Source organism: Tardiphaga sp. 841_E9_N1_2, assembly GCF_051811065.1.
Taxonomy (GTDB): Bacteria; Pseudomonadota; Alphaproteobacteria; order Rhizobiales; family Xanthobacteraceae; genus Tardiphaga; species Tardiphaga robiniae.
Window position 1 is genome coordinate 146,475 of the sequence record NZ_JBPWQC010000001.1, and the last position, 14,700, is coordinate 161,174.

General features: G+C 62.4%; 12 protein-coding genes and 1 other RNA gene. 10 read left to right on the plus strand and 3 right to left on the minus strand.

All coding sequences use genetic code 11. The annotated features are described in order from the left end of the window. Nucleotide 1: 1 nt before the first annotated feature. Nucleotides 2-634 (minus strand): TetR/AcrR family transcriptional regulator, encoded by a 633-nt coding sequence (locus AB8A50_RS00715; RefSeq protein WP_068732302.1) that lies wholly within the window; start codon nt 632-634, stop codon nt 2-4. A gap of 185 nt (nt 635-819) precedes the next feature. On the opposite strand from AB8A50_RS00715, the gene AB8A50_RS00720 reads away from it, so the two are divergent. The 5 genes from AB8A50_RS00720 to AB8A50_RS00740 all read left to right on the plus strand — a co-directional run bounded on the left by AB8A50_RS00720 (nt 820) and on the right by AB8A50_RS00740 (nt 7,845). Beyond that, the gene (locus AB8A50_RS00720) at nt 820-2,052 is read left to right on the plus strand and encodes an HlyD family secretion protein (protein ID WP_439076420.1); all 1,233 of its coding nucleotides are present in this window, start codon (nt 820-822) and stop codon (nt 2,050-2,052) included. A 14-nt stretch (nt 2,053-2,066) separates the two neighbouring features. After that, nucleotides 2,067-3,650, plus strand: coding sequence for a DHA2 family efflux MFS transporter permease subunit (locus AB8A50_RS00725; protein WP_439076421.1), 1,584 nt, complete (start codon nt 2,067-2,069; stop codon nt 3,648-3,650). 401 nt (nt 3,651-4,051) lie between these two features. After that, a complete protein-coding gene (locus tag AB8A50_RS00730) occupies nt 4,052-5,854 on the plus strand; it encodes an ABC transporter ATP-binding protein (RefSeq protein ID WP_439076422.1) in 1,803 nt (600 codons plus the stop codon). A 207-nt stretch (nt 5,855-6,061) separates the two neighbouring features. Next, a complete protein-coding gene (locus AB8A50_RS00735; RefSeq protein ID WP_439076423.1) occupies nt 6,062-7,021 on the plus strand; it encodes a helix-turn-helix domain-containing protein in 960 nt (319 codons plus the stop codon). A gap of 95 nt (nt 7,022-7,116) precedes the next feature. Beyond that, the gene (locus AB8A50_RS00740) at nt 7,117-7,845 is read left to right on the plus strand and encodes an alpha/beta hydrolase (protein WP_089267355.1); all 729 of its coding nucleotides are present in this window, start codon (nt 7,117-7,119) and stop codon (nt 7,843-7,845) included. Between the two features lie 80 nt (nt 7,846-7,925). Here AB8A50_RS00740 and rnpB read toward each other — a convergent pair. Continuing rightward, an RNA gene (gene rnpB, locus AB8A50_RS00745) (RNase P RNA component class A) lies at nt 7,926-8,360 on the minus strand. Nucleotides 8,361-8,559: 199 nt separating this feature from the next. On the opposite strand from rnpB, the gene AB8A50_RS00750 reads away from it, so the two are divergent. Together AB8A50_RS00750 and AB8A50_RS00755 are read left to right on the plus strand one after the other, a co-directional pair. Then, entirely contained in the window at nt 8,560-8,910 is a 351-nt protein-coding gene (locus AB8A50_RS00750; protein ID WP_439076424.1) for a YciI family protein, read from the plus strand. A gap of 4 nt (nt 8,911-8,914) precedes the next feature. Next, entirely contained in the window at nt 8,915-10,174 is a 1,260-nt protein-coding gene (locus AB8A50_RS00755) for an RNA polymerase sigma factor (protein ID WP_439076425.1), read from the plus strand. On the opposite strand, the gene AB8A50_RS00760 is transcribed toward AB8A50_RS00755, so the two are convergent. Continuing rightward, a complete protein-coding gene (locus AB8A50_RS00760) occupies nt 10,171-11,022 on the minus strand; it encodes an N-acetylmuramoyl-L-alanine amidase (RefSeq protein WP_439076426.1) in 852 nt (283 codons plus the stop codon). The two genes, AB8A50_RS00755 and AB8A50_RS00760, sit on opposite strands and share 4 nt — an antisense overlap. A gap of 511 nt (nt 11,023-11,533) precedes the next feature. Between AB8A50_RS00760 and rsmH the strand changes: the two genes are divergently transcribed. From rsmH to AB8A50_RS00775, 3 genes are read left to right on the plus strand one after another with little or no spacing between them, the layout of a single operon-like run. Further along, complete coding sequence (rsmH, locus tag AB8A50_RS00765; protein ID WP_439076427.1) at nt 11,534-12,529, plus strand: 16S rRNA (cytosine(1402)-N(4))-methyltransferase RsmH; 996 nt, start codon at nt 11,534-11,536, stop codon at nt 12,527-12,529. Nucleotides 12,530-12,531: 2 nt separating this feature from the next. After that, nucleotides 12,532-12,912, plus strand: coding sequence for a cell division protein FtsL (gene ftsL / locus AB8A50_RS00770; RefSeq protein WP_439076428.1), 381 nt, complete (start codon nt 12,532-12,534; stop codon nt 12,910-12,912). Continuing rightward, complete coding sequence (locus tag AB8A50_RS00775; protein WP_231077580.1) at nt 12,909-14,672, plus strand: peptidoglycan D,D-transpeptidase FtsI family protein; 1,764 nt, start codon at nt 12,909-12,911, stop codon at nt 14,670-14,672. Before ftsL ends, AB8A50_RS00775 begins: the two co-directional genes overlap by 4 nt. Nucleotides 14,673-14,700 lie beyond the last annotated feature (28 nt).

Sequence of the window (14,700 nt, forward strand, 5' to 3'; positions counted from 1 at the left end):
GTCAGATGCGGTAGGCCGCGAGGAACATCCGCACGGCACTGTCGACGACCTTGTCGATCTCCGCGCGCGTCGGTGTCGGCTTGGCCTGGAAGATGAAGGGCTGAAACAGCGTCGCCTGGCAGGACATCATGAATTGCGCGGCGGCCAGTTCGGTATCCTTGATTTCCAGTTCCTTCGCAGCGACGCGGGCATCGAGATAGGTCGCGACCTGCCGGATCGCGTGCGCCAGCACCGCTTCATAAAAGCGTTTGCCGACATCGGGCATGCGCTCCGCGATCGCCATCACGGTACGGATCGCCGAGCCGCCGCCGGGCCGGCACAGCAACTGGATATAGGCGCGGCCGAACTCGCCGAGCGTGGTCACTGCATCGCGTTCCGGATCGAGATTGAAGACAGCCTTGCCCTGCTCGAGCTTCTCCTGCTCGACGATCGACTCGAACAGAGCGCTCTTGTCGGTGAAATAGACGTAGAGCGTGCCCTTGGAGACGCCGGCGGCACGCGCGATCTCGCCCATGCTGGCGCCATCGAAGCCCAGATCCAGGAAGACTTTTCGCGCACCGTCGAGAATTTGGCGGCGCTTGGCGCTGTCTTCCTCGCCGACAGGCGAGAGGGGGGCAGGGTGGGAGGCAACCATTCGTTCAGCCTGTTCGATGAATCAGCGGGATATCGCCCGCGATGAAACCGGAATAACGCGAAATCGTGATGAACTGACCAAACTCTATCTTGACCGAACCGTTCGGTCAATTTACATATTGCCGCAGCAAGCGGGGACCCGGCATGTCCGATGGTGTCCGCATTCTCACGTTTGAGGAGGCCGGAATGGCCGGACCACGCGACCAGGCTGCCCGTATCATTCGCCCCGAAGGCGAGACTGACAGCGCGCCGGTGCGCGTCGTGTCGCCCGCAGCGGATGAACCCGCAGCCCGCGGTCCTGCGGATGCGCCCGCACCTGAACAGCCCGCCACAGCAGCACCGGCCGCGACCGCGCAGGCCGCTGCTCCAAAATCCGGCAAGAAGAAAAAAGTGCTGCTCGGTGTCGGCGCGCTGCTCGCCGTCGCAGGCGTCTATTATGGCGTGAACTATTATCTGGTCGGCCGCTTCATCGTCTCGACCGACGACGCCTATGTCCGCGCCAGCAACACCACGCTGGGTGCGCGCGTATCGGGCCACATCGCGCAGATCCTGCCGGGCGACAACGTCGCGGTGAAGGCCGGCGAGGTGATCTTCAGGATCGATGACGGCGACTATCGCATCGCCGTCGATGCCGCGAAGCGCAAGATCGACACCCAGAAGGCCACCATTGAGCGCATCGGCCGTCAGGTCGGCGCGCAGGAAAGCGCTGTCGAGCAGGCGCAGGCCCAGCTTGCGTCAGCCGATGCGGCTGCCAATCGCGCCTCGCTTGAATTCGACCGTCAGGAAACGCTGAGCAAGCAGGGTTTTGCCTCGCGCTCGGTCTACGAGACCTCGCAGTCGAACCGTGATCAGACCTCGGCTGCCGTTAAGGCCGCGAAGGCCTCCGTCGATGCAGCCAAAAGCAGCGTCGAAGTGACGAAGGCGCAGCAGAACGAAGCGCGTGCGCAGCTCGCCGAATTGCAGAGCGCGCTGGACAAGGCCGTGCGTGATCTCGATTTCACCACCGTGAAGTCGCCGGTGGATGGCATCTTTTCGAACCGCCTCATCTCGACCGGTGATTTCGTTTCGATGGGTCAGCGTCTTGGCAATGTCGTGCCGCTCAACGACGTCTATATCGATGCCAACTTCAAGGAGACGCAGCTGCGCCGCCTGAAGCCGGGCCAGCCGGTCTCGATCGAGCTCGATGCCGATAGCAGCCGCGCCATCGAAGGCACGGTGGAAAGCCTCGCGCCGGCCGCCGGCTCGGTATTCACGCTGCTGCCGCCGGATAACGCCACGGGCAACTTCACCAAGATCGTGCAGCGTGTGCCTGTGCGTCTCAGGGTGCCGGCTGACGTCGCCAAGGAAAACCTGCTGCGCGCCGGCATGTCGGTCTATGTCCGCGTCAACACCAAGCCGGGTGCAGAACCCGCGCGCTAAGTCAGGACAAGCAGATGTCCACGACAACCACCGTGTCAAGCGCACCGCCGGCCGCTCCGGCTGCGGACTATGTCGCGCCGAAACGCCTGATCGCGTTTCTGATCATGGTGTTCGGCATGTTCATGTCGATCCTGGACATTCAGATCGTCTCGGCCTCGCTGTCTGAAATCCAGGCCGGATTGTCCGCGTCGTCCAGCGAAGTCTCCTGGGTGCAGACGGCCTATCTGATCGCGGAAGTGATCGCGATCCCGCTGTCCGGCTTTTTGTCGCGCGCCCTCGGCACGCGGCTGCTGTTTGCGATCTCGGCCGCCGGATTCACCTTCGCCAGCCTGATGTGCGGCTTCACCTCGTCGATCGAGCAGATGATCCTGTGGCGCGCGATCCAGGGCTTCCTTGGCGCCGGCATGATCCCGACGGTGTTCGCCTCGGCCTATACGGTGTTTCCGCGCTCCAAATTCCACATCGTCGGCCCGATCATCGGCCTCGTCGCGACGCTGGCGCCGACCATCGGCCCGACGGTGGGCGGCTACATCACCGATGCGCTGTCCTGGCACTGGCTGTTCTTCATCAATGTGGTGCCGGGCATCGGCATCACCATCGGCGTGCTCGCGCTGGTGGATTTCGACGAGCCGCATTTCGAACTGCTCGATCATTTCGACTGGTGGGGCCTCGGCTTCATGGCGGGTTTCCTCGGTTCGCTGGAATATGTGCTGGAAGAGGGGCCGCGTAACGACTGGTTCCAGGACACGTCGATTGCGATCTTCGCGGTCATCTGCCTGCTGTCGGCCATCGCATTTTTCTGGCGCGTGCTGACGGCGCGGGAGCCCATCGTTGACATCCGTGCCTTCACCGATCGTAATTTCGCGCTGGGCTGTCTGTTCTCGTTCTGCGTCGGCATCGGCCTCTACGGCCTGACCTATCTCTATCCGCGCTATCTCGCCGAAATTCGTGGCTACAGCGCGCTGATGATCGGCGAGACCATGTTCGTCTCGGGCGTTGCGATGTTCCTGACGGCGCCGCTGGTGGCGCGTCTGATGCAGAAAATCGACATGCGCTATCTCATCATGACGGGATTGGTGCTGTTCGCTGCCGGCACCTGGCAGATGACCTGGGTGACGCGCGATTTCGATTTCTACGAATTGCTGCTGCCGCAAATCCTGCGCGGCATCGGCATGATGATGGCCATGGTGCCGATCAACAACATTGCGCTCGGCACGCTGGCGCCGCAGATGCTGAAGAACGCTTCCGGCCTATTCAATCTGACGCGCAATCTTGGCGGCGCACTCGGCCTCGCGCTGATCAACACCGTGCTTGATCACCGCACCGACTTCCACATCACGCGGCTGCACGACAAGGTCACCTGGGGTAATGCGCAGGCGGTCGAGATGCTCAACATGTTCACCCAGAAGTTCCAGGGCATGGGCGACGCCTCGCGCATGGCGATGAAGCAGCTGTCGCAGATCGTGCATCGTCAGGCCGTCGTGATGAGCTTTGGCGATGCGTTCTTCGCGCTGTCGGTGTTCTATGTCGGCCTCAGCCTCATGGTGATGCTGCTGAACAAGCCCAGCAATCCCGCCAATGCCGGCGGCGGGCACTAGAGCGTTTTCGAGCGAAGTGGATGCCGGTTCGCGTCAAGAAAACGCGTCAAAACAAAAAGCTAGAGCGGCTGGAGCGGTTCTATCGCCAATCAGCGATTGAAGCCGGCCATCATGTTGCCAAAAGTCGGCGGCACATCTATAAAACTACCTTACATTGCTCGAACCCGAGGGAGAGTCTGCATGAAGTCGATTGATCTGCTCTCCGGAATTCTCGGTTCGGTGCACGCATGCGGGTTTATGCGGGCTCGTTGAGCCCCGGTTCCGCCTCTGCCGGTCGGGCCTGATGTCCCGATCATCCTGATCTTTCCCGTTTCTGTACTTTTAGGACGCTCGCGCTCGGCCCCGCCGTTGCGTGTCAAACCATGGAGCCGGTCTGCGCAGGGGCGCTGCCGGATGAAGTCATGACTCTGAAATCGAAGGACCGCGCCGCCGCCATCCGCGTGGTGATCCCTTTCGTGATCCGGCATTGGTTACGGCAGCCCGGGCGCGCGGCGACAGTTGCTGTCGGTCTGCTGGGCGCAACGGTGGCCGATCTGTTCATGCCGCTGTTCTCCGGGCAACTGGTCGATGCCGTCACCAAAGGCGGCGCCGATCCGGCGGCCCGGCAGGCGGCATTCACAGCCTTTGGCGCCATTGTGGCGCTTGGCGCGACGTCGATGCTGCTGCGGCTACTCGGCATCCACGCCATCGTTCCGTTCACGCTGCGCATCATGTCGGATCTGTCGCGCGAGGCTTTCGCGCGCGTGCAGCGTTTCTCGACCGACTGGCACGCCAACAGCTTTGCGGGCTCCACGGTGCGCAAGGTCACGCGCGGAATGTGGGCGGTCGATCTGCTCAACGACACGCTGTTGATGGCGCTGCTGCCGTCGCTGGTGGTGTTGCTTGGCTCGATGCTGCTGCTCGGCTGGCACTGGCCGGCGCTGGGCGGTGTGATCGCCGTCGGCACGGTCGCCTATATCGCCATGACCGTGTGGTTCTCCACGCGTTACATCGCGCCGGCCGCGCGCGTGTCGAATGCATGGGACACCAAGGTTGGCGGTACGCTGGCGGATGCCCTGACCTGTAACGCCGTGGTGAAATCCTTCGGCGCGGAAAGCCGCGAAGACGAGCGGCTGGGGCAGGTCGTCGGCCGCTGGCGTGTGCGCGTGGCGCGCACATGGTATCGCTACAACACCACGAGCACGGTGCAGCTCGCAGTGCTGCTCTGCGTGCGCACAGCGGTGATCGGCGGCGCCTTGTGGCTGTGGCTGCAAGGTCAGGCGACGGCGGGCGATGTCACCTATGTACTGACGAGCTATGTCGTCATCCACGGCTATCTGCGCGATGTCGGTATGCACATCAACAACCTGCAGCGCTCGGTGAACGACATGGAGGAGCTTGTCGCCATCCATGATGTCGCACTCGGCATCGCCGATGCACCCGATGCCAAGCCGATTGCCATCATGGGCGGGCGCATCTTGTTCGATGACGTGACGTTCCACTATGGCGGTCATGCCACGCCGCTCTATGACGGGCTGTCGGTCGACATCCGCGCGGGCGAACGCGTCGGTCTGGTCGGGCGTTCGGGCTCCGGCAAGACGACCTTCGTCAAGCTGATCCAGCGGCTCTACGATGTCTCGAGCGGGCGCATCATGATCGACGGTCAGAACATTGCAGAGGTCACGCAGGAGTCACTGCGCAGCCGGATTGCGATTGTGCAGCAGGATCCGATCCTGTTTCACCGTTCGCTGGCCGACAACATCGCCTATGGCCGGCCCGGCGCCAGCATGGCGGCGATTGAACAGGCGGCGCGGCTGGCGAATGCGCATGACTTCATCACCCGGCTGCCGAAAGGCTACGGCACGCTGGTCGGTGAGCGTGGTGTGAAACTGTCGGGCGGCGAGCGGCAGCGTGTCGCGCTGGCGCGTGCATTCCTGGCGGACGCACCGGTGCTGATTCTGGACGAGGCGACATCGAGCCTTGATTCAGAGTCGGAGGCGTTGATCCAGGAGGCGATGGAGCGGTTGATGAAAGGCCGCACCTCGATCGTGATCGCGCATCGCCTGTCGACCGTGCGCAGCCTCGATCGCATTCTGGTGTTCGATCACGGGCACATCGCGGAAGAGGGCACGCATGCCACGCTCACAGCGCGACCGGGTGGCATCTATCGCGGTCTGTTCGAGCGTCAGGTGCTGGATCTCGATCGCACCGCCGCCGCGGAATGATATCAGGAAGGAACGGGGGCCGCCGTTGGCCCTCGTTCGCATTTTGGCGCATGTCGTGAATGCGTTCGTCCCCCGTGGGCGAGCCGATCGTGGCGACACCCGCACGGTGACGCCCGTCGTCGCAAAATCGGATGTCGTTGACAGTTCCTGCTTTGCGCAACACTCTGTCGATCCTGCGACCAGTATAGACCGTATTGGGGGTCGACGATGGATTGCTCGCCGGACATTCAGACATGGTCGACTGCTCTCGTCGAGCCGGAACGACGGCTGGATTACTGGATTTCCGCGGTCTGCGAAGGCTTTCTGGAGATGGATATCGCCAGCCTCGCGCCCGCGAGCTTTGCGTCCGAACTACAACGCGGGCAGCTCGATGTGATTGGGGTCAATCAAGTTCGAGGCGATCCCCAGCATGTCTATCGCACCAGACGCGCCATCGCGCGCGGCCAGTCCAATTTTTACTATCTGCTTTGCAAGACCGACCGGAACTGGTCGGCCATGCAATGCGAGAGAACGGCGATGTTGCGCCCCCATGATCTTCTCCTGGTGGATTCGCGGCGCCCCTATGAATTTCATTTTCCGGTGACGTCGGACACGATTTCGCTGGAGCTGCCGATGGGATGGGTCGAGCGCTGGCTTACCGCGCCCGAGCAGCATCTTGGCCGGGTGATTGATGGACAGTCTGGCTGGGGACTGGCACTGAGCGGCTTCGTCTGGCAATGGTCACCGGAGCTGGCCGTTCGCAGTCCGCTGCCGGCGCCTCTCCTCGTCGATCAATTGGGAGCCCTGCTGGCTCTGACACTGGAAGGCGATGTGACGCAGTCGCCGGCGGAGACGTCCGGCACGGCCGCGCTGATTGATCGGATTCGTCGCGCTCTGCGCGAACGCTATGCCGAGCCCGGCCTCACTGCAGCGTCGATTGCCGCGCAACTGCAAATCTCGGAGCGCACGCTGCATCGCGGTCTCGCCAGCGCGTCCGTGACCTTTAGCGGGCTGCTTGCCGACTGCCGTATGTCAATGGCCCGCAAGATGCTGGCCGAGCCGCGCTTCGACCGCGTGAGTATCGGTGGCATCGGCCAGAAGGTCGGCCTGACGGATCCATCACATTTTATCCGGCAGTGCCGCAAATATCTGGGTGTGACACCTGGCGAGTTCAGGCGCCGACGATAGCCTGTGACGCAAATCGTCGATTGGGCTGGCACAATCCGGCCATCTGCCCGGCATGTCGGTGTTTATGAATGTCCGGGAAACATCGGGAGGATTGCATGGCAGATCTATACGTCCTGGTTCACGGCGCCTGGCACACGGGGAAGGAGATGGACGCGGTCGCCGGTCATCTGCGTGCGAGCGGGCATGTGGTTCATTGCCCGACGGTCGCTGGCAACAACGCAAATGACGACCGCAGCAGTGTTGGACTGACGCAAGCCATCGCTTCGATCGCGGATTACATCGAGAAGGAAGATCTGCGGAACATACGCCTTGTCGGACACAGCTATGGCGGCATGGTGATTTCAGGCGTCGCGGACCGTATGGCAGAACGCATCAAGCGGCTGGTCTATGTCAACGCCTTCGTTCCGCTGGACGGACAGTCGCTCAACGACATGGTGCCCCCGCATTACCTTGGTCTGTTCGATTCCATCGCTGCCGCCAACAACAACGCGGTGATGCTGCCGTTCGAAATCTGGCGTGACGCTTTTATCAACGATGCCGATTTCGGACTGGCGAAGTCGGCCTATGAGCAACTCAATCCGCATCCCTACAAGACATTCACCGACAAGATTTCGCTGAGCAAGCCTCTCGCCGAACTTGCGGTCGGGAAATCCTACGTGAATTGTCAGCAGGACATTGCGCTGCCACACAGCCTGCCATGGCATCCGCGACTATCCGAACGTCTTGGTCTGTTTCGACTGGTCGAATGTCCGGGCAGCCATGAAATGTTCTTCAGCAATCCTGCACGCCTCGCAGAGGCGATCATTCAGGCAGGACGGGACTGAAGCAGATTTATGTGCGGTCACCGGCGCCAGAACTGGCGAAGGGCCCGGCGTTTTGCGCCGGGCCCTTCGTTGTTCAGAAAGTTATCAGCCGGCCTGTAAGCCGGGTTCTGTAGGGCATCGCCGATTTGCACCGGCGATACGTGACGGCCATTCCTCTGGGACCATAGTTGCCTATGGCCTCAAGCAACCTACCCGGACAGCGAGCAAGACATTGCCCCGCAGTGTTATCGCTCAAGGTGAGCGAACTGACTGCTTTGCCGTCCCTATTCGGTTTTGCTCCCGGTGTGGTTTGCCATGCCGTTTCCGTTGCCGGATACGCGGTGCGCTCTTACCGCACCTTTTCACCCTTACCGCACCAACTCCTTGCGGAGGGAGGCGAGGCGGTTCGTTCTCTGTGGCACTTTCCCTGGGGTCACCCCCGCCGGACGTTATCCGGCACCGTATGTCGATGGAGCCCGGACTTTCCTCTCCCGCAGCCTTTCGACCGTAGCGGGAGCGGCCGTCCAGCCGACTGACGGCACAGGCATGGAGGCTCAGGGCCGTGGCGTCAAGCCAGGAACGCGCGCAGTCTTTGCCAAAATAAATTATCCTGAAGATGTCGTTCTGCTGCCGGTTCGTTCGACTGACCGCATGATCCCGGAAAGTGGCAACCAGTTTTCGGACCCGATCATGCCCATGTCACGGCGAATGCGCCGCTCAAGAGGAGAGAACGCAATGCAGTATCTGCTGATGATCTACCAGAACGAAGCCGAATACGCGAAAATGGACGCCGCCACAGGCAAGAAGATGCTTGAGGAATATGGCGCGTTCACCCAGTCCATCGTCCAGAGCGGCAATTTCAAGGCCGGTGACCGGCTGCAACCGACGACCACAGCGACGACGGTGCAGGTGCGCGAAGGCAAGATGCTCACCACCGATGGTCCGTTCGCCGAGACGCGCGAACAGCTCGCTGGTTACTATCTGGTCGACGCCAAGGATCTCGATGCCGCACTGGCGATTGCGGCGCGGATTCCCAGTGCGCGGGTCGGTTCGATCGAGGTGCGGCCGATCTGGGTCTATAACTGACACCATGACGCTGGCCGAAATCGACAAGATCTTTCGCAACGAGGCGGGTCGCGCGCTGGCGACGCTGATCCGCCTCGTCGGCGATTTCGATTTGGCTGAAGATGCGTTGCAGGATGCCTTTGCAGTTGCGCTTGAAAGATGGCCAACCGCTGAGCCGCCGGCAAACCCGCGTGCGTGGCTTGTTAATGTCGGCCGCAACAAGGCGATCGACCGTGTCAGGCGTCAGGTCTCGTTTCGCGGCAAGCAGGAACAGGTGACGCACGAGCTGTTGCTGAATGCGTGCGCAAATGACGATCGCTGTGATGACGCCGTTCTCGACGACGACATGTTGCGGCTGATTTTCATCTGCTGCCATCCGGCTTTCGCCGTGGAGGTGCAGGTGATGCTGACGCTGCGGACCGTCTGTGGATTGAGCACCGCTCAGGTGGCACGGGCGTTTCTGATCGGCGAAGACGCCATGGCGCAGCGTTTGGTGCGTGCCAAACAGAAGATCCGCATCGCCGGAATTCCCTATGAAGTGCCTGTGCTGGATGCGCTCGAACAGCGCCTGCGCGGCGTGTTGGCCGTGATCTATCTGGTTTTCACCGAAGGCTACGTTGCCACGTCAGGTGACGATCTGATGCGGCCGGACCTGGCGCGGGAAGCAATCCGGCTGGCTCGTTTGCTTGATGCGCTAATGCCGCAGCGACGCGAGATCAAAGGCCTGCTGGCGCTGATGCTGCTGCACGACGCGCGCCGCTCCGGTCGTGCTACGGCGGATGGCGATATCGTGCTGCTGGAAGCGCAGGATCGGTCGCTGTGGGATCACCAACAGATTGCCGAGGGATTGCGGCTGGTCGAGGACGCGTTGCACGCTCCGGGCCGACCCGATGACTATGTGGTGCAGGCCGCGATCGCGGCGCTGCATGCGCAGGCGCCAAGCTATCAAGCCACCGACTGGCCGCAGATCGCCGGGCTCTACGAAGTTCTGCTGCGGATCAGGCCATCGCCGGTAATCGAGCTCAACCATGCCGCCGCGGTGGCGATGGTCGATGGTCCGCTGCGTGCCTTGAATCTGGTCGACGCATTGCAGGCGAGGGGCGGACTCGACGGCTACGATCTGCTGCCGGCCGTGCGCGCCGACCTGTTGCGCCGTCTTGGCCGGCGCGATGCCGCCCGCGATGCGTATCATCGGGCCAGTGCGGCCACACAACTTGAGCCATTGCGCCGGCTTTACGCGCGGCGATTGGCTGAGCTGGACGAGATGACCGATCCGGAGATCTAGGCTGACGCTTCGCTGGGCAGGCTGGCGAGCAGGGCCTGCAGCGTGGTCAGCGTCGAGTGATCGACGAGACCATCGACGCGCTCGGGACGGAAATGGCGCTGGAAGGCGGTGACCACTTCCATGGTCGGAGCATTGTACTGGCCATCGGTCTCGATGCCGTAGCCATAGCGCGCCAATGCATGCTGCAGCGCCAGTACGTCGTCGCCTGCAGTGCCGAGTTTCATAGTTTCGCCGCGCACGATCGGCGCCGGCATCACCCAGTGTCCGACGCCCGAATTGGCCAGCGAGTGCCACGGGAATTTTTCGCCGGGATCCTTCTTGCGCGAGGGCGAGACGTCGGAATGGCCGAGCACGCGATGCGGCTGCAGGTCATGACGCAGCATGATGCCGCGGCACAGCGCGGTGACGGCGGCGATCTGCCGGCTCGGAAAATCCGGATAGCCCCAGTCATGGCCGCGATTGATGATCTCGATGCCGATCGAGCAGGAATTGATGTCCTCTTCGCCGGCCCAGAAACCGACGCCGGCGTGCCAGGCCCGCTTGGCTTCCGGCACCGTCTGCACGATGCGGCCATCCTCGAGCACGATGTAATGGGCAGAGACATCGGTGCCCGCGCTGCACAGGCGCGCGATCGCGCCTTCCGGATCGGGCATGCCGGTATAGTGCAGCACGATCATATCGGGCACGAGGCCCTTGTTACGCTCACCGAAATTCGGCGACGGGATCACGTCGGAAACGACGGAAGAATCCGGGGTAAAGGTCGGCATGTCCGCAGCGCCCTTGGGAATCGGGAGGGCGCGTTGACGCTTGGAGTCGGATCCAGCGGGTGCGGACGAAGGTGAAGCCATCAGAAAACTCAAATCGGTCACGAGAACAGCGGCACATATCGGTTGTGCCGCAGGCGCGTACTATCCCCGACTGGCACCTCGCTATGCAACGACTGCATACAGTTTTGCCCCATTTTTATCCACTGTGGGCTTAAAGCATCAGCACTACGATGAAACCGGCACTTGCAATTGATTGATTGCTCTCCAACCCATCAACGCTTTCTTAACGCTAAGTGCCGTTACTGAGTGGTGAAGAGCCAACCTGAAAAGGGCGGCCAAAGTTCCGTTTTGACGTTCAAATCCCATGGCAATCCCGACAAATCCATGCGGACGTCCGGCCTTTCCCGCGCCAAACGCGGGTGGCGCGTCGAATGGAACCCGCAATCGCGCGGCGACCGGGCTTTTCAGGAGGAAAAGCCAGGCGGCGCGCCGACAGTTGAGGCGACATGGGCCTGTTCGTGTCCAGTTTGATTTTGCGCCTCGATGCGAAGGAACGGAACGCGCTGTCTGCACGCCTCCGGCCGGCGCGCGCATGAGCACGCCCGATACAAGACATATCTCCGTTCTCGGCGTCGAAGCCGTCGACATGCTGAGCCCGCGCGCCGGTGGCATCTATGTCGATGCCACATTCGGCGCAGGCGGCTATTCCCGCGCCATTCTCGCGACCGAGGGAACCCGCGTCATCGCCATCGATCGCGACCGGACCGCCATCGCGGGTGGTTTCGATCTGGTCGACGCATCTGACGGCCGTCTCACGCTGGTCGAGGATCGCTTCTCCAATCTCGCCGATGTGTGCACCGCGCAGGGCGAGCCGCTCGTCGATGGCGTCGTGATGGATGTCGGCGTGTCGTCGATGCAGATCGATCAGGCCGAACGCGGCTTCTCGTTTCGTTTCGACGGCCCGCTCGACATGCGCATGAGCCAGCACGGGCCGACCGCGGCCGATGTGGTGGCGAAGGCCTCCGAGGCCGATCTCGCCAATATCATCTATATCTTCGGCGAGGAACGGCATTCCCGCTCTGTTGCGCGCGCGATCGTCGCGGCGCGCAAGGAAGCGCCGATCGAAACGACGAAACAGCTCGTCGATGTCGTGCAGAAGGTCGTGTGGGCCAAGCCCGGCGAAATCCATCCGGCGACGCGGACATTCCAGGCGCTGCGCATCTTCGTCAATGCAGAGCTCGATGAATTGCATACCGCGCTCGCCGCCGCCGAGCGCGTGCTGAAGCCGGGTGGCCGGCTGTCGGTGGTCTCGTTCCATTCGCTGGAAGACCGCATCGTCAAGAATTTCATGACCGAACGCAGCAAGACCGGCGGCGGATCGCGGCATCTGCCGGAGGTCGCGCAATCCCGTCCGCGCTTCTCGCTCGTCAACAAGCGCCCGATCACTGCTGGCGACGAAGAACTCAAGGCCAATCCGCGCGCGCGCTCTGCGAAGCTGCGCGGCGCCGAGCGCACCGATGCGCCGGCGCAGGATGCCGGCCCGTTGCCGGGCTGGCCGACGCTCGCCTCCGTGTTGAGGGGAGGCTGACCATGCGGATCATCCACCTTCTCGTGATCGCCGTTCTCGTCTTCGCCGCCGCCTATGTCTATCGTATCAAGATGGAATCCACGGTGCGCACCGAGAAGGTGCTGCGCCTGCATGCCGATATTCGCGAACAGCGCGATGCGATCGCGTCGTTGCGTGCCGAATGGGCCAAGCTGGATGCGCCGATGCGGCTGCAGGGGCTGGCCGAACGTCATCTCAAGCTGCAGCCGGTGACGGCGCAGCAATTCGACACGATGAAGAACCTGCCGGATCGGCCGCCGAACTTTGCCAAGCCCGGTGAGCCCGATCCGATCGGCGCGATGATCCATACCATCGATCCGGCTATCGTGACCGGTTCGCTGCCGGCGCCGGAGGATCCGCAGTGACAGGTCCGCAACTCGACCCGAACAAACCGATCACCCGGCCGCCGGAGCCCTGGCGCCAGCGTCTGATCCGCAGCCTGCTCTACGGGCGCAACGTCGATCGTGCGGCGAAGGCACGTGCGCGCGTCGGTCTTGCGATGATCGCGTTCGGCGGTGTGTACGGCATCATTGCCGTGCGCCTGATCATGTTTGCCGTCAACGGCGACACCCATGCCGAGCGCCGCTCCACGCGTGACGCCATCGCGACCGCACGTCCCGATATCGTCGACCGCAACGGCGCGATCCTGGCGACCGACGTGAAGTCACCGTCGCTGTTCTCGGAGCCGCGCCGCATCATCGACAAGGACGAAGCGGTCGAATTGCTCACTGGCGCATTGCCCGATCTCGACGGCGCCGAAGTGCGCGAGCGGATCATGAGCAAGAAGGGCTTTGCCTGGCTGAAGCGCGAGATCACGCCGCAGCAGCAGCGCGACATTCATCGCCTCGGCATTCCCGGCATCGGCTTCCTGCGCGAGAACAAGCGCGTCTATCCGAGCGGTGCGGCGGTCTCGCATCTGATCGGCCTGACCAATATCGACAATCAGGGCATTGCCGGCATCGAGAAATGGCTCGACAGCAATGGCCTCGCAGATCTGCATCGCGCGGGCTTTGCGTCCGACCGTCTGCAGAAGCCGGTCGAGCTCGCCGTCGACCTGCGCGTTGAACATGCGCTGCGCGACGAACTGCTCAAGGCCAAGGCGAAGTACAGCGCCAAGGCGGCGTCGGGGCTCGTCTCGAACGTGAAGACCGGCGAGATCGTCGCCATGGTCTCGCTGCCTGACTTCGATCCGAACAATCCGAAGGAAGCGCACGATCCGGACCGCATCAACCGCCTGACCACCGGCGTCTATGAAATGGGCTCGACCTTCAAGACGCTGACGCTGGCGATGGCGCTCGACAGCGGCAAGGCCAATCTCAATACGATGTATGACGCGCGCTACCCGCTGAGCTATGGCAAGTTCAAGATCCACGACACCCATCCGGTGCCGCGTCCGATCTCGCTCACCGAAGTCTTCACTTTTTCGTCAAACGTCGGTGCTGCGAAGATCGCGCTCGGGCAGGGCGTCGAAGCGCACAAGGCCTTCCTGAAGAAAGTCGGCCAGCTCGATCGCTTGCGGACGGAATTGCCTGAGAGCGCGATGCCGATCGTGCCGAAACGCTGGGGTGAACTGAACACCATCACCATCGCATTCGGTCACGGCATGGCCGTGGCGCCGCTGCAGGCGGTGATGGGCGTCAATGCGATGATCAATGGCGGGCTGCTGATCCCGCCGACCTTCCTGAAGCGCACCGAAGAGGAAGCGCGGGAGATCGGCAAGCGCGTCATTAAGAAAGAGACCAGCGACAAGGTGCGCTACATGATGCGCCTGAATGCCGAGACCGGTTCGGCGCGGCAGGCCGAAGCCAGGGCCAAGGGTTACTATCTCGGTGGCAAGACCGGTACGGCCGAGAAGGTCGTCAACGGCCGCTATTCCAAGAAGCAGGTGCTGAATTCCTTTACCGCTGTGCTGCCGATGGACAATCCGCAATTCCAGGTTCTGGTGATGCTGGACGAGCCGAAGGCGCTGCCGGAAACCCATGGTTTCATCACCTCGGGCTGGAATGCGGTGCCGACGGGGGGCAATGTGATCGCCCGTATCGCGCCGCTTTTGGGGCTTGAGCCGCGCTTCGATCTGGCGCCGTCCGACCGCCTTATTCTTGCGACATCCAAGGTGACTCAGTAACGCCGCATCTGCGCTTTACAGCCGGTGC